The sequence below is a fragment of the Corynebacterium frankenforstense DSM 45800 genome, from assembly GCF_001941485.1.
Lineage (GTDB): Bacteria > Actinomycetota > Actinomycetes > Mycobacteriales > Mycobacteriaceae > Corynebacterium > Corynebacterium frankenforstense.
Genome location: NZ_CP009247.1, coordinates 1215164 through 1237662, shown reverse-complemented (window position 1 = coordinate 1237662; position 22499 = coordinate 1215164). Strand labels below are relative to the sequence as shown.

18 protein-coding genes are annotated in these 22499 nt (G+C 74.0%); 2 read left to right on the top strand and 16 right to left on the bottom strand.

What is annotated here, in order from left to right:
- Positions 1–7 precede the first annotated feature (7 nt).
- The 13 genes from gap to fmt form a co-directional block, all read right to left on the bottom strand.
- Complete coding sequence (gene gap / locus CFRA_RS05365; RefSeq protein WP_075663769.1) at positions 8–1000, bottom strand: type I glyceraldehyde-3-phosphate dehydrogenase; 993 nt, start codon at positions 998–1000, stop codon at positions 8–10.
- 324 nt (positions 1001–1324) lie between these two features.
- The gene (gene whiA, locus CFRA_RS05360; RefSeq protein WP_075663768.1) at positions 1325–2326 is read right to left on the bottom strand and encodes a DNA-binding protein WhiA; all 1002 of its coding nucleotides are present in this window, start codon (positions 2324–2326) and stop codon (positions 1325–1327) included.
- Positions 2327–2372: 46 nt separating this feature from the next.
- Entirely contained in the window at positions 2373–3332 is a 960-nt protein-coding gene (locus CFRA_RS05355; protein ID WP_075664898.1) for a gluconeogenesis factor YvcK family protein, read from the bottom strand.
- Between the two features lie 207 nt (positions 3333–3539).
- The gene (rapZ, locus tag CFRA_RS05350) at positions 3540–4442 is read right to left on the bottom strand and encodes an RNase adapter RapZ (protein WP_075663767.1); all 903 of its coding nucleotides are present in this window, start codon (positions 4440–4442) and stop codon (positions 3540–3542) included.
- A gap of 91 nt (positions 4443–4533) precedes the next feature.
- A complete protein-coding gene (gene uvrC / locus CFRA_RS05345) occupies positions 4534–6639 on the bottom strand; it encodes an excinuclease ABC subunit UvrC (protein ID WP_075663766.1) in 2106 nt (701 codons plus the stop codon).
- A 10-nt stretch (positions 6640–6649) separates the two neighbouring features.
- Complete coding sequence (locus CFRA_RS05340) at positions 6650–7201, bottom strand: PH domain-containing protein (RefSeq protein WP_075663765.1); 552 nt, start codon at positions 7199–7201, stop codon at positions 6650–6652.
- A gap of 254 nt (positions 7202–7455) precedes the next feature.
- Entirely contained in the window at positions 7456–7941 is a 486-nt protein-coding gene (gene ribH, locus CFRA_RS05335; protein ID WP_075663764.1) for a 6,7-dimethyl-8-ribityllumazine synthase, read from the bottom strand.
- 8 nt (positions 7942–7949) lie between these two features.
- Positions 7950–9233, bottom strand: a complete 1284-nt coding sequence (locus tag CFRA_RS05330; RefSeq protein WP_075663763.1) for a bifunctional 3,4-dihydroxy-2-butanone-4-phosphate synthase/GTP cyclohydrolase II — start codon at positions 9231–9233, stop codon at positions 7950–7952.
- A gap of 173 nt (positions 9234–9406) precedes the next feature.
- A complete protein-coding gene (locus CFRA_RS05325; RefSeq protein WP_075663762.1) occupies positions 9407–10000 on the bottom strand; it encodes a riboflavin synthase in 594 nt (197 codons plus the stop codon).
- Positions 10001–10064: 64 nt separating this feature from the next.
- Positions 10065–11090, bottom strand: a complete 1026-nt coding sequence (gene ribD, locus CFRA_RS05320; protein ID WP_075664897.1) for a bifunctional diaminohydroxyphosphoribosylaminopyrimidine deaminase/5-amino-6-(5-phosphoribosylamino)uracil reductase RibD — start codon at positions 11088–11090, stop codon at positions 10065–10067.
- Positions 11091–11137: 47 nt separating this feature from the next.
- Complete coding sequence (gene rpe / locus CFRA_RS05315; RefSeq protein WP_075663761.1) at positions 11138–11815, bottom strand: ribulose-phosphate 3-epimerase; 678 nt, start codon at positions 11813–11815, stop codon at positions 11138–11140.
- Between the two features lie 10 nt (positions 11816–11825).
- Positions 11826–13415 (bottom strand): RsmB/NOP family class I SAM-dependent RNA methyltransferase, encoded by a 1590-nt coding sequence (locus tag CFRA_RS05310; protein WP_075663760.1) that lies wholly within the window; start codon positions 13413–13415, stop codon positions 11826–11828.
- Positions 13412–14392, bottom strand: coding sequence for a methionyl-tRNA formyltransferase (fmt, locus tag CFRA_RS05305; protein ID WP_075664896.1), 981 nt, complete (start codon positions 14390–14392; stop codon positions 13412–13414). Before fmt ends, CFRA_RS05310 begins: the two co-directional genes overlap by 4 nt.
- Before the next feature lie 355 nt (positions 14393–14747).
- On the opposite strand from fmt, the gene CFRA_RS05300 reads away from it, so the two are divergent.
- Both CFRA_RS05300 and CFRA_RS05295 read left to right on the top strand, forming a co-directional pair.
- A complete protein-coding gene (locus CFRA_RS05300) occupies positions 14748–15980 on the top strand; it encodes an alanine racemase (RefSeq protein ID WP_075663759.1) in 1233 nt (410 codons plus the stop codon).
- Complete coding sequence (locus CFRA_RS05295) at positions 15977–17326, top strand: D-arabinono-1,4-lactone oxidase (RefSeq protein ID WP_075663758.1); 1350 nt, start codon at positions 15977–15979, stop codon at positions 17324–17326. Before CFRA_RS05300 ends, CFRA_RS05295 begins: the two co-directional genes overlap by 4 nt.
- A gap of 95 nt (positions 17327–17421) precedes the next feature.
- Here CFRA_RS05295 and CFRA_RS05290 read toward each other — a convergent pair whose 3' ends face one another.
- The 3 genes from CFRA_RS05290 to coaBC all read right to left on the bottom strand — a co-directional run bounded on the left by CFRA_RS05290 (position 17422) and on the right by coaBC (position 22138).
- Complete coding sequence (locus CFRA_RS05290; RefSeq protein WP_075663757.1) at positions 17422–19452, bottom strand: primosomal protein N'; 2031 nt, start codon at positions 19450–19452, stop codon at positions 17422–17424.
- Positions 19453–19493: 41 nt separating this feature from the next.
- On the bottom strand, positions 19494–20720 hold the full coding sequence (gene metK / locus CFRA_RS05285) for a methionine adenosyltransferase (RefSeq protein WP_075663756.1): 1227 nt from the start codon (positions 20718–20720) through the stop codon (positions 19494–19496).
- A gap of 152 nt (positions 20721–20872) precedes the next feature.
- Entirely contained in the window at positions 20873–22138 is a 1266-nt protein-coding gene (coaBC, locus tag CFRA_RS05280; protein ID WP_075664895.1) for a bifunctional phosphopantothenoylcysteine decarboxylase/phosphopantothenate--cysteine ligase CoaBC, read from the bottom strand.
- Positions 22139–22499 lie beyond the last annotated feature (361 nt).

Here is a 22499-nt window from a genome sequence, read left to right as displayed (position 1 = left end):
GCGCCTGTTAGAACTTGGAGGCGACGTGCTCGGTCAGGCGGAGCAGCTGGCAGGTGTAGCCCCACTCGTTGTCGTACCAGGAGACGACCTTGACCTGGTTGCCGATGACCTTGGTCAGGCCGGAGTCGAAGATCGAGCCGTGCGGGTCGGTCACGATGTCGTGGGAGACGAGCGGCTCGTCGGTGTAGCCGAGGGTCTCGCTGGCGGCCTCCTTCATCGCGGCGTTGACGGCCTCGACGGAGACCTCGTTCTTCGCGGTGAAGGTCAGGTCGGTGCAGGAGCCGGTGATCACGGGCACGCGCAGGGCGTAGCCGTCCAGCTTGCCCTTGAGCTGCGGGAGGACCAGGGCGACGGCCTTGGCGGCGCCGGTGGAGGTCGGGACGATGTTCACGGCGGCGGCGCGGGCGCGACGCAGGTCGCGGTGCGGGGCGTCGTGCAGGCGCTGGTCACCGGTGTAGGCGTGCACGGTGGTCATCAGGCCCTCTTCGATGCCGAACTTCTCGTCGAGCACCTTGGCCATCGGGGCGAGGCAGTTGGTGGTGCAGGAGGCGCCGGAGATGACGGTGTGCTTCTCCGGGTCGTAGTCCTCGTGGTTGACGTTGTAGACGAAGGTCGCGTCCTCGTTCTTGGCGGGGGCGGAGATGATGACCTTCTTGGCGCCGGCGTCGATGTGCGCGTGCGCGGCGTTGGCGTCGGTGAAGAAGCCGGTGGACTCGATGACGATGTCCACGTTGTGGGCGGCCCAGTCCAGGTTCTTCGGGTCGCGCTCGGCGGTGACGTGCAGCTTGTGCTCGCCGACGGTGATGGACTCCTCGTCGTAGGAGACCTCCTGGTCAAGCTTGCCCAGGATGGAGTCGTACTTGAGCAGCGTGGCCAGCGTCTTGTTGTCGGTCAGGTCGTTGACGGCGACGACCTCCAGGTCGTCGCTGCGCTGCAGGACGGCACGGAAGAAGTTGCGGCCGATGCGGCCGAAGCCGTTGATACCAACACGAATGGTCACAGTTGATCTCCTCGTCAAATCTGCGGTTGTGTCCGAGAGGGACCGTGTGCGCCTCTGTGACGCCCACGTCGTTGCCTCACGATTCAGAGTGTACCGCCCGATCGGCCGTCCCGCACTACCGAACCGCAAAGAAATCAGACACGAGCGGAAATTTACGGGCATATCCGGGCACTACCGGGGGTAACTGAACAGATCCGGGTCCGCAATTCGATGGATCAACCGGGCGGAATATCCTGAACGCCCTGGTGAACGCACCGCGGCTGCCCCCGTCCGGGGGTCCGCCCGGAAGCCCGAACGGCCACAAGGGGACATCCTGGCCCCGAATTAGTGAGCTTCGCCACTGCCCGCTTCGTCGAGGACCGCCTCGGTCACGGCGGCGTGCGTGTCCGGGATGCCCAGTTCCTTGGCCCGCTTGTCCGCGGTGGACAGCAGGCGGCGCACCCGGCCCGCGATGGCGTCCTTGGTCATCGGCGGGTCGGCCAGCCGGCCCAGCTCCTCGAGCGAGGCCTGGCGGTGGCGCACGCGCAGGCTGCCGGCCTCCGCGAGGTGCTCGGGGACGTCGTCGCCGAGGATCTCCATGGCGCGCTCCACGCGGGCGGCCGCGGTGACGGCCGCGCGCGCCGAGCGGCGCAGGTTCGCGTCGTCGAAGTTGGCCAGCCTGCTTGTCGACGCCGTGCGTTCCCGACGCCGGCGCTTGTCGTCCCACTGCAGGCGGGTGCGGTGCGCGCCCATGCGGGACAGCAGGGCGCCGACGGAGTCGCCGTCGCGCACGACGACGCGCTCGGCGCCGCGCGACTCGCGGTTCTTCGCCGTCGCGCCCAGGGCGCGGGCGCAGCCGACCAGCGCCAGGGCGGCCTCGGCGCGCGGGCACTCGACCTCGAGCGCGGCGGAGCGGCCCGGTTCGGTCAGGGTGCCGGCGGCGAGGAAGGCGCCGCGCCAGGCGGCCTCCTTGTCCGCGACGGTGCCGGAGATGACCTGCGGGGGCAGGCCCACCACGGGCACGCCGGCGCGGGTGATCAGCCCGGTGCGCCGGTAGACCTCGGCGATGCCGCGGTCGACGACCACGAGGTGGCGGCCGGGCTTGCCGGCGCGCTCGGGCTCGACGGTGCGCAGGGTGACGTGGGTGTCGAAGAGCTCGTCGAGGTAGCCCACCAGCCGGCGCGCGGCGCCGGCGTGGTCGAGCTCGACCTCGATGGCCTCCACTCCCCCGTGGCGCACGGCGCGGCCGCCGAAGCGCAGCACGGCGGCGACCTCAGCCAGCCGTGCGCGGGTCCCGCGCGTCTCGACGCGGGTGAGCTCGTCCTTGACCTCGTTCGTCAGCGACACCGTGCCTTGAGTCCTTTCTTTCCCTGTCCCCGGGGACGCGTCGATCCTAGTCCGCGGCCAGCATGCCCGTCAGGGCGGCTGCCAGCTTCTCCGGGTCGTGCACGTTGCGCGGCATGCCGTTCTCGTCGCAGCTGTGCACGTCGGCGAAGACGATCTCGGCGCCGAGCCGGCCGGCGGCCCGGGAGAGGTACGCGCGCTCCGCCTTCGACAGCAGCGAGTCGGAGTCGACCAGGATCCGGTCCACGCGCAGCGCCGGGGCCTGCTGCGCCATGATGTGGATGTGCCGCTCCAGGGAGAAGCCCTGGGTCTCCCCCGGCTCGGCGGAGAGGTTGAGCACGACGACCTTCAGCGCGTCCGAGGCGTTTATGGCGTCGACCACGGAGTGGACCATCAGGTGGGGGATGACGCTGGAGAACCAGGAGCCCGGGCCCAGCGTGATCAGGTCCGCCCCGCGGATGGCCGCCAGGGCCTGGGAGCTCGCGGGCGGGTCGGAGGGCACCAGGCGCACGCGGCGCACGGAGCCCGGGGTGGAGGCGACGGCGACCTGGCCGCGGACCTCGCGGACCACGCGCGGGTCGTCGTCCAGCCCGGCGACCTCGGCGGCGATGTCGAGCGGGCGGGTGCACACGGGCACCACGCGCCCGCAGGAGTGGGTCAGGCTGGCGACGGTGTCCAGGGCCTTCTGCACGTCACCGCCGAGCTCCACGAGCCCGGAGATCAGCAGGTTGCCCACGGCGTGGCCGGCGAGCGCCCCGTGCCCGCCGAAGCGGTGCTGGAGCAGCTCGGCGCTCAGGCCCGGGCCTTCGGCGTCCTCCCGGTCGCCGGCCAGGGCGGCCAGCGCCATGCGCAGGTCTCCCGGCGGGACCTGGCCGAGCTCGCGGCGGATGCGCCCGGAGCTGCCGCCGTCGTCGGCGACGGTGACCACGGCCGTGATGTTCGCCGGGTCGCACAGGCGGGCCGCGCGCAGGGTCTGGTAGAGCCCGTGGCCGCCGCCCAGGCAGGTCAGGTCCGGGCGTGCGGCGCCCGGGGCCGCCGCGGTGCTGCTCGGGTGTGCGGCGCCGTGGGCGCCTGCGGTGCTGTCGGGGTCGGGCATGTCTCTCGGGTCTCTCAGTCGTCTGGGTGCGGGCGGTGCCGCGGGGTACTGCGGGTACGGGGCCGCCGGCTGCGGAGCCCCGCCCTCACGGGCGGGTGCGTCCGGCCGGCCGCATCCGGCTCAGCGGGCGATGTCGCGGTGGATGACGTTGACGTCCAGGCCGGAGTCCTCGCGCAGCCGGCGCCCGATCTCCTCGGCGACGGCGACGGAGCGGTGGTGGCCGCCGGTGCAGCCGATGGAGACGGTCATGAAGTTCTTGCCCTCGTGGCGGAAGCCGGCCTGCATGGAGTTGAACATCGTCAGGAAGTTGTCGATGAAGGCCCCCGCCCCGGGCCGGCTGAGCACGTAGTCGGAGACGGGCGCGTCCGTGCCGCGCTGCTCGCGCAGCTCGGGGACCCAGAACGGGTTGGGCAGGAAGCGCACGTCGACGGTCAGGTCGGAGTCGCGCGGGGCGCCGTGCTTGAAGCCGAAGGACTGCACGGTCACGTGCGGCTTCTGGGCGACGGACTCGCCGAAGGCGCCCTCGATGCGGCGGCGCAGGTCGTGCACCGACAGGTCGGAGGTCTCGATGCTGACGTCGGCGTCCTCCTTGATGTCGCCGAGCATCGCGCGCTCGCGGTCGATGCCCTGGGAGAGCGTGTCGCCGCCCTGCAGCGGGTGGGTGCGGCGCACCGAGTCGAAGCGCTTCATCAGCGCGTCCTTGCGGGCGTCGAGGAAAAGAATCGTCGGGCGCACGCCGCGGGCCTTGAGCTCGGCGAGCGTCTGCATCATCGAGCCGGGGAACATGCGCGAGCGCACGTCGGTGACGATGGCCAGGTGCTCCACGGGCGAGGTGTCCGCGCGGCACATCTCCACCAGCTCGAGCATGAGCTGCGGGGGCAGGTTGTGGGCGACGAACCAGCCGCGGTCCTCGAAGACCTTGGCCGCGGTGGACAGGCCGGCCCCGGACATGCCGGTGATCAGCAGCGGCGGGGCGAGCAGGTGGCCGAGGTTCTCGGTGTCAGCGGCGGTCATGGCTCCCATGGTAAGCCATGACCGCTCCCCCGGCCTCCGCGTGGCGGCGCCCCGGCCGCCGCGCGCCACGGCTCCCGCCGCCCCGCGGCGGGCCCCGGCCTCACCCCTTGTGCAGCGAGGCGTGGACGTCGCCGGCCAGCTTGGGCCCGAAGCCCTTGACCTCGGCGATCTCCTCGACGGTGGCCTGCTTGAGCTTCTTCAACGAGCCGAAGTGGCGCACCAGCTCGGTGCGGCGCGCGGGGCCGAGCCCCGGGACGTCGTCGAGCTCGCTGCGCCGCATGCGCTTGGAGCGCTGCTGGCGCTGGTAGGTGATGGCGAAGCGGTGCGCCTCGTCGCGGATCTGCTGCAGCAGGAACAGCGCCTGGGAGTTGCGCGGCAGGATGACCGGGTCCTCCTCGCCGGGCACCCACAGCTCCTCGAGGCGCTTGGCCAGGCCGGCGAGTGTCACGTCGGTGACGCCGAGCTCGTCGAGGACGCGCTGGGCCGCGGCGACCTGCGGGGCGCCGCCGTCGACAATGAACAGCTGCGGTGGGTAGGCGAAGCGGCGGTTGTCCGTCGACATCTCCTCGACCTCGGCCGCGGCCTCGGTCTCCTCGGCGAAGCTGGAGCCGTCGAACTCCTCGGCCTCGGGCACGGAGCGCTTGTCGCGGTTGTGGCGCAGGAAGCGGCGCCGGGTGACCTCGGCGATGGAGCCGACGTCGTCGCTGTGGCCGTCACCGGCGGCGTCGCGGATGCGGTAGCGGCGGTAGTCGGACTTCTTGGGCAGGCCGTCCTCGAAGACGACCAGGGAGGCGACCACGTCGGTGCCCTGCAGGTGCGAGATGTCGGTGCACTCGATGCGCAGCGGCGACTCGTCCATGCCGAGGGCGTCCTGGATGCCCTGGATCGCCGCCGAGCGGGCCGTGAGATCGCCGACGCGGCGCAGCTTGTGCTGGCGCAGCGCCTCCTTGGCGTTGCGCTCGACGGTCTCCATCAGGGCGCGCTTGTCGCCGCGCTGCGGCACGCGCAGCTCGACGGGCCCGCCGCGCAGCGCCTCCAGCGCCGCGGCGGTGTCGGCCGGCTCCTCGGGCTCGTCCTGCAGCAGGATCAGCCGCGGGATGACCTCGTTGCGCCGGCGCGAGCCGGTGCGGTGCTCGCCGGCGGCGTCGGTGCCGTGCGACATCTTGTCCACGCCCCGGCGCCCGTAGAGCTTGGCGTCCTCGGCGGCCTCCTGCTCGGCGCGCTCGGCGGCGTCGCCGTAGAACTGGATCAGGAAGTTCTGGATCAGGTTGGGCAGCGCCGGGTCGGCCTCGCCCTCCTCCACCGGTCCGGTGTCGCCGGCCTGGTCACCGGCCTTCTCCACGACCCAGCCGCGCTGGCCGCGCACGCGGCCGTGGCGGACGTGGAAGATCTGCACGGCCGCCTCGAGCTCGTCGGTGGCGAAGGCGATCATGTCCGCGTCGGTGCCGTCGCCGAGAACCACGGTCTGCTGCTCCATCAGCTTGTCGATCGCGCCCAGGTCGTCGCGCAACCGGGCGGCGCGCTCGAACTCGAGGTCCTCGCTGGCCTGCTGCATTTCGCCGGTCAACCGCTTGCGCACGGCGTCGGTGTGGCCTTTCATGAAGCTGCAGAAGCCCTCGGCGATCTCGCGGTGCTCGGCGGCGGTGACCTTGCCGGTGCAGGGCGCGGCGCACTTGTCGATGTAGCCGAGCAGGCAGGGCCGCCCCAGCTGCTCGTGGCGGCGGAACACGCCCTTGGTGCAGGTGCGCATCGGGTAGACGCGGGTGAGCAGCTCGAGGGTCTCGCGCACGGCCCAGGCGTGGGCGAAGGGCCCGAAGTAGCGCACGTTGCGCCGGCGCGGCCCGCGGTAGAAGAAGGCGCGCGGGAACTCCTCGCCCATGCTCACCGCGAGCATGGGGTAGGTCTTGTCGTCGCGGTACATGACGTTGAACCGCGGGTCGTAGCGCTTGATCCAGGTGTACTCGAGCTGGAGCGCCTCGACCTCGCTGGCGACGACGGTCCAGGTCACCCCGGCGGCGGTCTGCACCATCTGGCGGGTGCGCGGGTGCAGGTGCGTGATGTCCTGGAAGTAGTTGGACAGCCGCGCGCGCAGGTTCTTCGCCTTGCCGACGTAGATGACGCGCCCGTCGGCGTCGCGGAAGCGGTAGACCCCCGGGGACGTCGGGATCGTCCCGGGGGCCGGACGGTAGGTGGAGGGGTCTGCCACGGTCAGCGCCTCACTCCTGCGGCATGTAGCGCGACTCCAGCTCGCGGAAGCGCTCGACGTCGTCGAGAATCGTCGAGCGGTCGGTGGCCATCATCGCCCACATGGGCACGAACTCGAATTGGGGCAGCTCCAGGCGCGCCATGCGCGAGCCGCGCGGGAAGGACAGCCCGTAGATGACGGTCCACGGGTAGAAGCGGGTGCCGATGAAGTTGCGCACCTCGACGCCGTCCTCGTTGGCGCGCACGCGCGGGCGGGTCAGCCCCAGGTAGCAGACGACGGAGATGATCAGGCCGATGCCGACGAAGGCCCACTTGTCGATGGTGGTCACCGCCGCGCCGGTGTCACCGACGCCGACGACCAGCGCCATGAAGATGTGCACGGCCATCACGACGACGACCCAGGCGACGCCGATGACGCGCATCGTCGGCGAGCGCACCTCGAACTCCCAGGGCTTCGTCGAGGTCGCGGCCAGCGGGTCGAGCGCGTTGTAGTAGCTCAGTTCCTCGTCGGTCAGCGCGCGGTCGCGGCGCGCGGCGCCCTCGGTGTGGTCCGCGTCGGTCACGCTCCCAGCCTTTCCCGTGTTCTCCACGTTGCAGTCCCTTCTGCTCAACCACTCTAGTCTGCCCGCAGGCGCCCCTCGGACGCCAATGCACCGTGCCTGAGCGTTGATTTCCGACGCCCGCGTCGGCGCGCCGTGGGCGCGCCTGCTGCGGCATGCGGCGTGTACGCGCCGCCCGGGGCGGCGCGACGTCGGCACGCGTCGTGCCTGTGCGACGTCGGCAGGCGTTGTGCCTGCACGACGTCGGCACGCTCTCTCTACGCCCCGCGGACCTCGCGCAGCGTCAGGGCGGTGCGCAGCGCGGCCACCGCGGCCTCGGCGCCCTTGTCCTCGACCGCGCCGGGCCCGCCGGAGCGCTCGACGGCCTGCTCGCGGGTCTCGGTGGTCAGCACACCGTTGCCGACGGGGGTCTCCTCGTCGAGCGCGATGCGGGTCAGCCCCGCGGTCACGGAGTCGCAGACGTAGTCGAAGTGCGGGGTGCCGCCGCGGATGACGCAGCCGCAGGCGACGACGGCGTCGAACTCGCGCGCGGCGGCCTGCACGACGACCGGCAGCTCCAGGGCGCCGACGACGCGGTAGCCCGCGACCTCGGCGCCGGCGGCGCGGCCGGCGGCAAGGGCACGCTCGTGCAGGCGGTCGCAGATCTCCTCGTTCCAGGTGGCGGTGACCACCGCGAGGCGCAGTCCGCTCGCGTCGAGCGAGTCGGTGTCGGCGCCGGCGGCGGGCAGTCCTTCCTTGGCCATGGGGTCTCCTACTCTCCTCGGTTCTCGGGGTGGGCGGCGTCCCAGTCCGCCACGGCGGGCAGGTCGTGGCCCATCCGGTCGCGCTTGGTGCGCAGGTAGCGGACGTTGTCCTCGTTGACCTCGACGGGCAGGCGGGTGCGCCCGGTGATCTCCACGCCGTGGCCGGTCAGGTCCTCGACCTTGGCGGGGTTGTTGCTCATCAGGTTCACGGACCGCACGCCGAGCTCGCGCAGGATCTGCGCGGCGGTGGAGTACTCGCGCGAGTCGGCGGTGTGGCCGAGCTGCAGGTTGGCGTCGACGGTGTCCAGGCCGGAGTCCTGCAGGCGGTAGGCGCGCAGCTTCTCCATCAGGCCGATGCCGCGGCCCTCCTGGCCGCGCAGGTAGATCACGATGCCGCGGCCCCGCTCCTGGATCAGGCGCAGCGCGGCGTCGAGCTGTTGGCCGCAGTCGCAGCGGCGGGAGCCGAAGACGTCGCCGGTCAGGCACTCGGAGTGCACGCGCACCGGGACGTCGACCCCGCCGTCGCTGTCCGGCTCGCCGGCGATCAGCGCCACGCTGTCGAAGCCGGTGACGGTGTTGCGGAAGCCGATGGCGCGGAAGTAGCCGTAGTCGGTGGGCAGCCGGGTCTCCACGACGCGCTCGACGAGCACCTCGTGGTGGCGGCGCCACTCGATCAGCTGGGCGATCGAGATCATGTGCAGGCCGTGGGCGTCAGCGAAGCGGCGCAGCTCGGGGCCACGGGCCATGTCGGTCGGGTCGTCCTCGGAGACGATCTCGCACAGGGCGCCCACGGGGCGCAGGCCGGCGGCCCGGGCCAGGTCGATGGAGGCCTCGGTGTGGCCGTCGCGTTCGAGCACGCCGCCCCCGCGGGCGCGCAGCGGGACGACGTGGCCGGGGCGGGTGAAGTCGCTGACGGTGGACTTCGGGTCGGCCAGGCGGCGCAGGGTCTCGGCGCGCGAGGTGGCGGAGATGCCCGTGCTGCCGGTCGCCGCGTCGACGGTGACGGTGTAGGCGGTGCCGCGGGCGTCCTCGTTGAGCGCGACCATCGGCGGCAGGTGCAGGCGGTCGGCGTCCTCGCGCACGACCGGCGCGCAGATGTAGCCGGAGGTGTAGCGCACCATGAAGGCGACCAGCTCGGGGGTGGCCTTCTCGGCGGCGAAGATGAGGTCGCCCTCGTTCTCCCGGTCCTCGTTGTCCACCACGACCACGGCCTTACCGGCCGCGATGTCCGCGATGGCGTCTTCCACGCTGTCCAGCCTGACCGTGGTGGTGCGATCCTCGTTGTCAGTCACGCGCTACACCTTAGTCACCCGCCGACCCACCCCATTCCGGTGGGTGCACCCCCGGTGCACCCCGGCTCCTCCCCCGGTTCGGTCACCCGGCGCGGCCGCGGTGCACGCCCGAGGCTATGACCTGCGTCACCCGGTTCAGCCGCGTCTCCGGAGGCCGCGGCCGGGCGCCGCGCTCAGCCGCGCGCGGCGGTGAGCTTCTCGACGTACTTGGCCAGCACGTCGACCTCGAGGTTGACCGGGTCGCCGGGGGTGAGCCCGCCGAGCACGGTGTCGCGCAGGGTCGCCGGGATCAGCGAGACCTCGAAGTGGTCCTCCCCGACCGCCGAGACGGTCAGCGAGGTCCCCGAGACCGCGATGGAGCCCTTCTCCACGACGTAGCGGGCCAGCTCCGCGGGCAGGGAGAAGCGCAGCACGTCCCAGTGCTCCGAGGGGGTGCGCGAGATCAGCTCGGCGACGGCGTCGACGTGGCCCTGGACGATGTGGCCGCCGAGGCGCCCGCCGGCGGCCAGCGCGCGCTCGAGGTTGACCGGGTCGCCCTCGGCCAGTGCGCCGAGGGCGCTGCGGTCGAGGGTCTCGGCCATGACGTCGGCGGTGAAGGTGCCCTCGCCGAGCTCCGCGACGGTCAAGCACACGCCGTTGACCGAGATGGAGTCGCCGAGGTTGGCGTCGGAGAGCACGGTGCCGGCGGCGACGGTCAGGCGGGCGGCGTCGGTGAGCCGCTCGAGGGCCGCGACGCGGCCGATCTCCTCGACGATTCCGGTGAACATGGCGGGTCCTTCCTGGTCGGGTGCGTTGTCTGGTGCGTTCAGTCGGCTGCGGGTCCCGTGCCGGTCACGGGTTTTCCCCGGTGGCACGGCGCCGCCGCGCGACCCGCCCTTCGACGAGCACGTCGGCGCCGAGGCGGCGCACGCCGGTGGTCTCGAACTCGAAGGCGCCGGCCAGCGTCTCCGTGAGCGGTCGGCCGAGCACCGGGTGCCCGGCACCGAGCAGCTTCGGGGCGAGGTAGGCCTGCACGAAGTCGACCGCACCTGCGGCGACGAAGCCGGCCGCCAGGCCCGCCCCGCCCTCGACGAGCACGTCGCGCGCGCCGCTCTCCCACAGCTCGGTGAGCGCGGTGTCGATGTCCGGGTACTGCTCGCAGACCCCGGCCAGATGGTGCCCGGCCGGGACCTCGCGGGTGCCGACGACCACGCGGCGCGGCTGGTGGTCGTACTCCGTGCCGTCGTCGCGGCGGGCGCTCAGGCGCGGGTCGTCGGCGAGCACGGTCCCGGTGCCGACGATGATCGCGTCGCGGTGGGCCCGGTCGGCGTGCACGGCGCGGCGGGCCTCGGGCCCGGTGATCCACCGGCTGGTGCCGTCGGCGGCGGCGGTGAAGCCGTCGAGGGTCTGGGCGAACTTGAGGGTGACCGCCGGGCGGCCGGCCGCGACGGCGGTGAGCCACGGGTCCAGCGTCGGCGCGGGCAGCTCGTCGGGCTCCGGGTGCACGACCTCCACGCCCTGCCCACGCAGCCACTCGGCCCCGCCCCCGGCGACGGGGTTGGGGTCGCGGCGGGCGAAGACGACGCGTTTGATCCCGGCGTCCACCAGGGCGTGGGTGCACGGGCCGGTGTGCCCGGTGTGGTTGCACGGCTCGAGCGTGACCACGGCGGTGCCCCCGCGGGCGTGCTCGCCGGCCTCGGCGAGCGCCATCACCTCGGCGTGGGCGCCGCCCGCCGGACGGGTGGCGCCCACGCCCACGGTGCGCCCCGCGGCGTCGACAATCGCCGCACCCACGGGCGGGTTGGGGCTGGTGGTGCCGCGCACGGCGGCCGCGGCGGCCTCGGCGGCGGCGAGCGCCTCGAGCTCGGCGGGGCGCAGCTGCGGGCAGCGGGACTGACCCGCGCCGTCCTGCGCGTCCTGCAGGGTCACCGCTGCGCGGCCTCGGCGGCCTCCGCGGCGGCGGCGCGCAGCTCTTCGACGGCGGCGGCCGGGTCGTCGGACTTGTAGACGGCGGAGCCGGCGACGAAGGCGTCCACGCCCGCGGCGGCGGCCTCGCGGATGGTCTCGGCGTTGATGCCGCCGTCGATCTCGACGGTCAGCTCGAGGCCGCGCTCGGCGATCTCGCGGCGCAGGGTGCGGACCTTGTCCAGCTGGTCGGGCATGAAGGACTGGCCGCCGAAGCCGGGCTCGACGCTCATGACGAGCACCTGGTCGAACTCGTCGAGGACGTCCAGGTAGTCCTCCAGCGGGGTGCCGGGGCGCAGGGAGAACGCGGCGCGCACGCCCTTCTCGCGCAGGTGGCGGGCGAGCGCCACGGGGTCCTCGGTCGCCTCGACGTGGAAGATGACGGTGTCGGCGCCGGCGTCGATGTAGCGGTCGACCCACTTCTCCGGCTCCTCAATCATAAGGTGCACGTCGAGCGGCTGGTCGGTCAGCCTGTCGACGGTCGCCGTGATGTCGGGGCCGAAGGAGAGGTTAGGCACGAAGTGGCCGTCCATGATGTCCACGTGGACCCAGTCGGCGGTCTTGATGCGGCCGATCTCCTCGCCGAGGCGCGAGAAGTCGGAGTTCAGGATCGAGGGCGCGATGATCGGTTGCGGCATGCCCCCGAGTCTAGCGGCGCCGGAGGACCGCGAAGAACATGGCGTCGGTGCCGTGGCGGTGCGGCCACATCTGCACCGAGGGCGCCTCACCGACGTCCGTCATCCCGCCGACCAGCCCGTGGGCGTGGAGCTCGACGGCGCCGAGCTCGTGGACGGCGCGCTCGACGACCTGGCGGGTCTCGCGCACGTCCGGCGAGCAGGTCGAGTAGACCACCGCGCCGCCGGGGCGCACGAGCTTGAGCGCCGAGCTCAGCAGCTCGAACTGGAGCACCGAGAGCCCCGGGATGTCCGCCTCGGACTTGCGCCAGCGCGCCTCGGGGCGCCGGCGCAGCGCGCCGAGCCCGGAGCAGGGCGCGTCGACGAGCACGCGGTCGTATCCCGGCTCGAGGCCGGGGTCGCGGCCGTCGGCGACGTGCACGGTCACCGGCAGGTCGCGGCAGGCCTTCTCGACGAGCTTCGCGCGGTGGGCGGCGGTCTCGACGGCGTCGACGTGCGCGCCCTCGATGCGGGCGATCGCACCGGCGAGCGCGGCCTTGCCGCCGGGGCCGGCGCACAGGTCCAGCCAGCGGCCGGTGTCCTCGCCCTCGAGCTCGACCTCGGTCAGCGCCCGGGCGATGAGCTGGGAGCCCTCGTCCTGCACGCCGGCCAGGCCCTGGCGCACGGGCTCGAGCGTGCCAGGGTCGCCGCCGGGCAGGTAGACCGCATACGGCGAGTACCTGCCCTGCTCGCCGCCGGTGATCAGCGCCAGCTCCTCGGCGGAGATCTCGCCGGGGCGGGCGACCAGGTGCACGTGCGGACGCTCGGAGTCGGCCTCGAGGGCGGCCTCGAGCTCGCCCTCGGGCAGCACCTTGGCGAAGGACTTAGCGATCCAGGCCGGGTGCGCGGTGCGGAAGGCCAGCGCCGCCAGCGGGTCGGCCGGGGTGAGCTGCTCGAGCCACTCCGCGGCCGGGGTGCGCGTGACCGTGCGCAGCACGCCGTTGGCGAAGCCCTTGGCCTTGAACCGGCCCGTGGCGCCGACCAGGCGCACGGAGGTGTCCACGGCCGCGTGTTCCTCGACGCGGGTGTAGAGCAGCTGGTAGACGCCGAGACGCAGCGCGTCGAGGACCTGCGGGTTGATCGACTCGATGCCCTGGGCGGCGCACCTGTCGATCACGGCGTCGAGCACGCCGAGGGTGCGCAGGGTGCCGTAGGTGATCTCGGTGGCGAAGGCGGCGTCGCGGCCCTTCAGCCCCAGCGCGCGCAGCTCGCCGGGCAGCGTCAGGTTGCCGAAGGCGTCGTCCTCGGTGACCTTCAGCAGCGTCTCGAAGGCCGCCTGGCGCGCCTTGTCGATGCCGCGGTAGTCGCGGTGCCGCCCGGTGCCGTGGCCCTCGTCCGATTGACGACGCCCGCGGTGGTCGCCGTTGCCGCCCCGCGCACCGTCGCGCCCGCGCGCGCCGCGGGCGTCGGAGATCTTGCGTCCGTCGCGGCGGCTGCGCCCGTGGCCCCGGTTCTCGCCGCCGTTGCCGCGGTTGTCGCCGCGGCCGGTGCCGTGGGCGCCGGACCGGGCGCGGCCCTTCCTGCTGCGGGAGCGGAAGCCCCCGCCCTCTGCGTTCTGGCTCACTGGAACGTGACTCCTTGCTCCTCGTCGGTGGTGCCGGGAAGTGCCCCGCGGGCCCAGTCCTCGGCGGCCATGGCCTTCTTGCCCGGCGGCTGGATGCGGGTGAGCTCCACGGCGGCGTCGGCGGTGCCGACGACCACGCTGTGGCGGCCCGCGTGCACCGCGCCCGGGCGGCCGGCGACCGGGGCGGCGGCCTCGGAGTCGGCGGCCAGCGGGACGACGCGGCCGAGCTTCATGCGGCGCTCGCCCCACATGGTCCACGCGCCCGGCGCCGGGGTGTGGGCGCGGATGATCCGGTCGGTCTCGGCGGTGGGCCGGGTCCAGTCGATGCGGGCGTCCGCGCTGGTGATCTTCGCGGCGTGGGTGGGCTCGCCGCCCAGCTCGGCCTGCGGGCGGGCGGTGATGGTTCCTGCGGCCAGGCCGTCCATGGTCTCGGCGAGCAGGTCCGCACCCGAGTAAGCCAGACGGGTCAGCAGGTCGTCGGCGGTGTCCTCCGCGCCGATCGGCTCGTGGATCTGGGCGAGCACGTCGCCGGTGTCCAGGCCCGCGGCGATGCGGAAGGTGCTCGCACCGGTCTCGGCGTCGCCGGCGGCGATGGCGGCCTGCACGGGGGCGGCGCCGCGCCAGCGCGGCAGCAGGGAGAAGTGCAGGTTGACCCAGCCGTGCTCGGCGACGTCGAGCAGGTCCGGGGTGATCAGGTTGCCGTAGGCGACCACCGGCAGTGCGTCGGGGGCGAGCTCGGCCAGCCGGGCGCGCAGGGCGTCGCCGTCCTCGGTGCCCGGCTTGAGGGTGGCGGGCTTGAGGACCTCGACGCCGCGCTCGGCGGCGCGGGCCGCGACGGGGCTGGGGTGCAGCGTGCGGCCCCGGCCGCGGCGCGCGTCGGGGCGGGTGATCACGGCGAGGACCTCGTGGTCGGAGTCGAGGAGCCGGTCGAGGGCGACGACGGCGGGTTCCGGGGTGCCGGCGAAGACGAGTCTCAGGTGAGTCATGTGCGCTTCCCGCGCGCTCCTTTCGGTGCAGGTTCCGGCGCCGCTTCCGGCGCGTTCAGGGGGCCCATTGTAGCGCCGGGGCGCGACCCGGCCGCGCACGCCGGGCGGGCGGCGGGGCACGCGAGCGGCGGGCGGCGGAGTTCGTGCGCGGCGCCGGCACGCGACTGTGGCCCCGCCCACAGAAAACCCGGCCAAACCGCTGCGGGCGCGGTCGCCCCGGTGTCAGGATGGGTGCACTTGCACCCGCGAAAGTTCTCCGCCCCGGTCGCCGCCGCCTTCGGGCGCGGCCGCCGGCGGGATGACCGACGCGGAGCCCGGCGAAGACCGCGAAGACAAGGAGGCTGAAGTGACCGCTCCCCCGCCCGAGGTCCGCGAGGCCGTGGCCGGCAGGCCCGCCCCGTTCAGCGTGCTGGACCTGGACGCCGCGCTGGCCAACGCCCGCGACATGGCCCGCCGCGCCCGCGGCACCCCGATCCGCCTGGCCACGAAGTCGCTGCGCATCCGCGAGCTCATCTCCAGGGTGCTCGAGGTGCCCGGCTTCTCGGGGCTGCTGTCCTACCACCTCGGCGAGGCGCTCTGGCTCGTCGACGAGGGCGTCTGCGACGACGTCCTGGTCGCCTACCCGTGCGCGGACCCGGACCTGCTGGCCACCTGGGCGGGGAACCCCGCCTACCGCAGGGCGGTCACGGTGATGGTCGACTGCCCCGGCCACCTGCGCCTGATCGAGGAGGCCGCCGAGGCCGCCGGGCTGGAGACGACGCACCCCGACCCGGACTGGAGCGAGCCCGCCGACGACGCCGCGGAGCTGCGCGTGTGCCTCGACGTCGACGCCTCCTACGTCATCGGGCCGGTGCACATCGGCGCGCGCCGTTCCCCGGTGCACTCCCCGGCCGAGGCCGAGGCGATGGCCTCGGAGATCTGCTCGCGGCCCGGCATGCGCCTGGTCGGCCTGATGGCATACGAAGGCCAGATCGCCGGGACCACCGACACCTCGCCGGCGGTCGCGGCGATGAAGCGCCTCTCGGTCGACGAGCTGGCCGGGCGACGGGCGAAGGTCGTCGACGCCGTCGCCGAGCGGCTGGCCGCCGACGGCCTCGAGCTCGAGTTCGTCAACGGCGGCGGCACCGGCTCGATCGAGACCACCCGCGCCGAGGAGGCCGTCACCGAGATCGGCGCCGGCTCCGGGGTGCTCGGACCGGCCCTCTTCGACCACTACAAGACCTTCCGGCCCCACGCGGCCGAGTGGTTCGTGGTGCCCGTGGTGCGCCACCCGGCCCGCGGCTTCGTCACCGTCGCCGGCGGCGGGCGGGTGGCCTCCGGGGCGCCGGGCGACGACCGCCTGCCCGTCGTCGACTTCCCCGAGGGCCTGCGCACCATCGCCCTCGAGGGCGCCGGCGAGGTGCAGACCCCGCTGCGCGGGGCGGGCGCCGACCGCCTGCGCCTGGGCGACCACGTCTGGATGCGCCACGCCAAGGCCGGTGAACAGGCCGAGTGGACCGATTCGGTGCTCGTCGTCTCCGACGGGCTGACCGTGGCCGAATGGCCGACCTACCGCGGAGAGCAGAGGAGCTTCGTATGACCGCCCCGACCCGAAACCAGCCCCGAAAGACCCGCTCCGGCGGCACGTGGCGCAACTGGTCCGGCACACAGGCCGCCCGGCCCGCCGAGGTAGCCCGCCCGGCCACCGAGGCCGAGGTCGTCGAGACCGTCACCCGCGCCGCCGAGGCCGGCCTGCACGTCAAGACCGTCGGCGCCGGGCACTCGTTCTCCGGCGTGGCCGTCACCGACGGGGTGCTCATCAGCCTCGACGAGCTCTCCGGGGTGGTCAACGTCGACCGGGAGGCCATGGAGGTCACCTTCCTCGCCGGCACCCGCCTGCGCGACGTGCCGCGCCTGCTGCGCCCGCACGGACTCGCCCTGGCCAACCAGGGCGACGTCGACCCGCAGTCGCTGGCCGGCGCCATCGCCACCTCCACCCACGGCACCGGGCTCGGCTTCACCGGCCTGGCGGGCATGGTGCGCGCCCAGCGCATCGTCACCGCCGACGGCACCGTCCACGACGTCGGCCCCGGCGACGAGCTCTTCGAGCTCGGCCGCGTGCACCTCGGCGCCCTCGGCGTGGTCACCCGGGTCACCGTCGCGGTGGTGGAGACCTTCGTGCTCGCCGCCGTCGAGCGCGCCGAGCCGGTCGCCGCGCTGCGCGACGACTTCGCGCAGGCCGCGGCCTCGGCCGACCACGTCGAGTACTACTGGTTCCCGGGCACGGACGTCGCCCACGTCAAGCGCAACACCCGCCACCGCCTCGCTGAGCGCGACCGGGTCGCGGCCCCGATCCCGCGCTGGCGCGCCGTGCTCGAGGACGAGCTGGCCAACAACGTCGCCTACCGCGCCATGTGCGCGCTCGGGCACCTCGCGCCCTCGACGACACCGACGCTCAACCGGCTCTCGGCGCGCTTCCTCGCCCAGCGCGAGTACTCGGACCTGGCCCACGACGTCTTCGTCTCCGCGCGCCGGGTGCGCTTCAACGAGATGGAGTACTCGGTGCCGCTGGCCGACGCCGCCGAGGTCCTCGGCGAGGTGCACCGTCGCCTGGACTCGCGCGACGTGCAGGTCACCTTCCCCATCGAGGTGCGCGCCACGGGTGCCGACGACGTGCCGCTGTCGACCGGCCACGGCCGGGAGTCCTGCTACATCGCGGTGCACCGCTACCACCGCGACGACCACGAGGAGCTCTTCGAGCTCATCGAGCCGGTGCTCGTGGCCGCCGGCGGGCGCCCGCACTGGGGCAAGCTGCACACACTCGACCACGACGGCCTGGCGGCGGTGCACCCGCACCTGGACGCCGTCGGCGAGCTGCGCGCCCGCGTCGACCCGCAGGGCATGTTCCGCAACCGGATGATCGACCGCATCTTCGGCCTCGATTGACGACGCCCCGCGGCACCCGCGCCCGACCACCGTTGCGCTCGGCGCGTCGATTCCTGCCCCGCCCCGGTGGCGAGGCGGAGCCTCGTCACGCTGCATCACCCGACGGCGACGGGGTCGACCTGGATGCGCAGCGGCAGGTCGTCGCGCCGGGCCACCCGCGCCACGGCGGCGGCCTTGAGCGCGCGGCCGAGTTCGCCTGCCGGGCCGAGCGGGACGCGCACGAGCACGCGCTGCGGCGGGCCGAAGCGGTCCTCGTCGTACTCGCCGGGCAGGCTGACCCCGGCCGGCAGGTCGACGGGGCCGAGCACCTCGGCGCCGGCGGGCAGCTCCGTCTCCCCGATCAGTGCGTCGACGGCCGCCGCCGCGCCGTCCACGGCCGCCAGGTGCACCGCGGGCGGCAGGCGCACCTCGCCGCGCTGGTCGAGCTCCGCGCGCGCGGCCGCCGGCATGTCCCAGCGGATCAGGTGCTGGACCACCGGCAGCGCGGAGTCGGCGACGACGATGACGCGCCCGCCCTCGCGCGCCGGGCGCACCCTGGTGGCCACCGCGGTCCAGGCGGCGAGCGTCCGCTCGGTGGCACGCAGGTCCTGGCGGCCCAGCAGCGCCCAGGTGTCCAGCAGCAGCGCCGCGCCGTAGGCGCCGCCGCCGGCGACCTCGGGTTCCGCACCCGGGGTGGCGACCACCAACGCCGGGGCGTCGTCAATCTCCTCGATGACCCGGTTGCCGCCGGAGACGATCACGCGGGTGCCGGGGAACGCGCGGCCGAGCTCCTCGGCGGTGCGCTGGTTGCCCAGCACCACGGCGCGCAGGCGCGGCGAGCCGCACTCCTGGCAGCGGAAGCGCGGCTCGAGGCGCCCGCACCAGCGACACTGCGGCACGGCGGCGCGCTGCCCGTCGGTGGTCTCGGGCACGCCGAGCGGGCCGTTGCAGGCGCGGCAGCGCGCCGGGGTGCGGCAGTTTCCGCAGGCCAGCGTGGGCACGTAGCCGCGGCGCGGGGTCTGGACGAGCACGGGGCGCCCGGCTGCGACGCCCTCGCGCAGGGCGGCGAAGGCCACCGAGGGGATGCGCGCCTGGCGGGCGCGGGGGTCGCGGGCGAGCGCGGCCTCGGAGTCGGCCGTGGCCTGCACACGCGGGGCGCGGGCGCGCAGGGCCTCGCGCAGGGCGACCAGGCCGTGGGCCCAGCCGGAGCGCACGAGGAGCTCGGCCTCGGCGGTGCGGGTGTGCCCGGCGACGATCAGCGAGCACTTCTCCAGCGCGGAGCGGGTGGTCAGCACCTCGCGGGCGTGCGGGTAGGGCGCGCGAGGTTCGACGAGGTTGTCGTCACCGTCGAAGAGGCAGACGGCCAGGCGCAGGTTCTGCACCGGCGCGAACGCGGCCGAGCGGGTGCCGATGACCAGGCGGGCCTGCCCGTGCAGCACCGACAGGTAGCGCCGGTAGCGCGCCTGCGGACCGAGTGCCGCGCCGAGCACGGTGACCTGGCGGGCGGAGACGAGGTCGCGGCATGCGGCCTCGAGCTTGTCGACGTCGCGTTGGTCCGGCGCCACGATCAGCGCGCCGCCGCCGTCGGAGACGACGGCCACGGCCAGGGCGGCCAGGGCGGCCGCCCAGTCCTCCCCCGGCGCGATCTGCCAGGCGGCGCGCGCGGTGCGGCCCTCGATGACGGCGTCGACGAAGGACTCGCCGTGGGTGTAGCCGGACCAGGCGGACAGGTCGGCCTCGGCCGGCTCGCCGAGCTCCTCCCAGGGGGTGTCGGTGTCGGCCTCCTCGGCCTTGGCGTGGCGCGGGGGCACGGCGGCGCGGATGAGATCGGAGCGGGTGCCGGCGTAGCGGTCGGCCAGCTTGTCGACGAGCGTGGCCAGGCGCTCGGGGTAGACGATCTCCGGGGAGATCACCCGCTCCAGGTAGCGCAGGCGGCCGCCGTGCTCGCTGTCGGAGACGCGCTGGAGGAGCAGGGCGTCGACGAGGCGCCCGGAGAAGCGGACGCGCACGCGCACGCCGGGCCGTGCCTCGGCGTCCTGGTCGGCGGCGACGAGGTAGTCGAAGGGCCGGTCCAGGTGCGGCAGGCCCAGCAACGGCAGGACCCGCGCCACGGGCCGGGTCTCGGCGGGGGCGCGGGTCGGTGACATACCGCGGGATTCTACCCGCGGGCGCGGTCTCGGGGCACGGCTCAGCCGAGGCCGACGGCGCGACGCAGCTCCTCGGCGCGGTCGACGCGCTCCCAGGGCAGGTCGACGTCGGTGCGGCCGAAGTGGCCGTAGGCGGCGGTCTGGCGGTAGATCGGGCGCTGCAGGTCGAGCTCGCGGATCACGGCGGTCGGGCGCAGGTCGAAGACCTTCTGCACGGCGTCCTGGATCGCGGCGTCGTCGAGCCCCTCGGCGGCGGTGCCGAAGGTCTCCACGTACAGGCCCACCGGGGCGGCGCGCCCGATGGCGTAGGCGACCTGGACCTCGGCCTTGTGGGCCAGCCCGCCGGCGACGATGTTCTTGGCCACCCAGCGCATGGCGTAGGCCGCGGAGCGGTCGACCTTGCTCGGGTCCTTGCCGGAGAAGGCGCCGCCGCCGTGGCGGGCCATGCCGCCGTAGGTGTCGACGATGATCTTGCGGCCGGTCAGTCCGGCGTCGCCCATCGGGCCGCCGAGGATGAAGGAGCCGGAGGGGTTGACCAGCAGGGTCAGCTCGTCGGTGCGGTAGCGCTCGAGGTCGGCCTCGGCCAGGACGTGGTCGAGGACGTGCTCGCGCAGGCGCGGCTCCAGCCAGGCTGAGTCGACCTCGGGGTCGTGCTGGGTGGAGATGACCACGGTGTCCAGGTGGGTCGGGTTGCCCTCGGCGTCGTAGGCGAAGGTGACCTGGGTCTTGCCGTCCGGACGCAGGTGGTCGACGATGCCCTCCTTGCGCACCTCGGTCAGGCGGCGCGCCAGGCGGTGGGCGGTGGCGATCGGCAGCGGCATGTACTCCGGGGTCTCGTCGGTGGCGTAGCCGAACATCAGGCCCTGGTCGCCGGCGCCGCCCTGGTCGTCGGCCTCGTGGCCGGAGCCGGAGCGGATCTCGTGCGAGGTGTCCACGCCGGAGCCGATCTCCGCGGACTGCTCGCCGATGGCGATGTTGACCGCGCAGGTGCGCCCGTCGAAGCCGACCTCGGAGGAGGTGAAGCCGATGTCGAGCAGCGTCTTGCGCACCAGCAGCGGGATCTCGACGTAGGCGCTCGTGCGCACCTCACCGACGACGTGGACCTGGCCGGTGGTCACCAGGGTCTCGACGGCGACGTGCGCGGTCGGGTCCTCCGCCAGGATGGCGTCCAGGATCGCGTCCGAGATCGCGTCGCAGATCTTGTCCGGGTGCCCCTCGGTCACGGACTCGCTGGTGAACAGTCGCACCGTGCTCGCTGTCTCTGCCACTTGATCGCTTCCTTTGCTCTCGCTTCGACCGGTTGCGCCGCGGTGGGGTCACGGGGCTCAGGCGCGCAGGTGCCGGACCGCGGCCCGGCCCGCCGCGGCGCGGGGCGCCGGCGTGGCGGGTCGGATTCCCGGACCACATTAGACCAAGCGGTCTAATCCTGCAATGCCGAGTTGTCCGCGTGTCGGATGCGCACGACCTCCGCGAGGATCTCGGCGGCGATCTCCTGCTTGCTGCCGCGGGGCACCTCGCGCACGGTCACGTCCGCGGGATCGGTGGCCCCCTCGGGGGCGGTGAGCAGCCAGCCGGCGTTGTCCGGGGTGCCGAACGCCCTGCCCTGACCGACCTCGTTGCACAGGATGACGTCGCAGCCCTTCTTGAGCAGCTTGCGCCGGCCGTACTCGAGGGCGTCGGCGTCCTCGTCTCCGGTCTCGGCCGCGAAGCCGACGATGACGGTGTCCCCGCCCAGGGCGCCGCTCTCCCGGGCCGCGACGACGCCGCGCAGGATGTCGGGGTTCTCGGCCATCTGGAGCGTCTCCAGCCCGGCCTCGGCCTCCGAGCCCTTCTTCATCTTCGCCCCCGCCACGCTCGCCGGGCGGAAGTCGGAGACGGCGGCGGCCATGATGACGACGTCGGCGCGGGGAGCACGCTCGTCGACGGCGGCCTTGAGCTCGGCGGTCGACTCGATGCGGGTCACGGTGGTGTTGGCCGGTGTGGGCAGGGCGTCGGTGGCCCCGGCGACGAGTTCGACGCGGGCGCCGAGCTGGCCGGCGACCTCGGCGAGGGCGAAGCCCTGCCGGCCCGAGGAGCGGTTGCCCAGGTACCGCACGGGGTCGAGGCCCTCGCGGGTGCCGCCGGCGGAGATGAGCACCGTGGTGCCCTCCAGCGGGCGGGAGAGTCCGCCGCGGGCGGCGGCGGTGCGGGCCAGCTCGGCGATCTGGGCGGGCTCGAGCAGCCGACCCGGCCCGGAGTCGGGCCCGGTCAGCCGTCCGCTGGCGGGGTCGAGCACCGTGATGCCGCGGCGGCGCAGGGTGGCGACGTTGTCGCGGGTGGCGGGGTTGAGCCACATCTCGGTGTGCATCGCCGGGGCGACGACGACGGGGCAGGTGGCCACGAGCACGCTCGCGGTCAGCAGGTCGTCGGCGCGGCCCGCGGCCAGCCGTGCGATGAGGTCGGCCGTGGCCGGGGCGATGACCACGAGGTCGGACTCCTGGCCGACGCGGACGTGGCGGACCTCGTCGACTCCGGTGAACACGTCGGTGGCCACGGGGTTGCCGGAGAGGGCCTCGAAGGTCGCCGCGCCGACGAACTTCAGCGCGTTGGGGGTGGGCACGACGGTGACGTCGGCGCCGTGCTCGGAGAACTCGCGCACCAGGTGGCAGGCCTTGTAGGCGGCGATGCCGCCGGCCACGCCGAGCAGGACGCGCGGGCCGTGGGCGGGGTCCGCTCCCCCGGCGGTCTCCTCCGGCGCCTCGTCGTGCGCGCGCTGCGCGTGGCGGTGGTCGGTGTGCGGGTCGGTCACGGGTGCCACTCCCCTGGGGCTCGTCGGTGCAGATGGTCCGGCGCTTTCGCGGATGCGGCCGCGCTCATCTGCCGAACATACCCCGGCCGGGCGGGCGGACGCCCCGGGACCTGGGCCCGGGTGCCATACCCGGACGCCGAACCCGGGTGCCATACCCGGACGCCGTGCCCGGGTGCCGTGCCCGGACGCCGGACCGGCCGGCGACGCCGCCCACGCACGCCGACGCCCCCGTGCCCCACCGCGGAAACGGTGGGCGCAC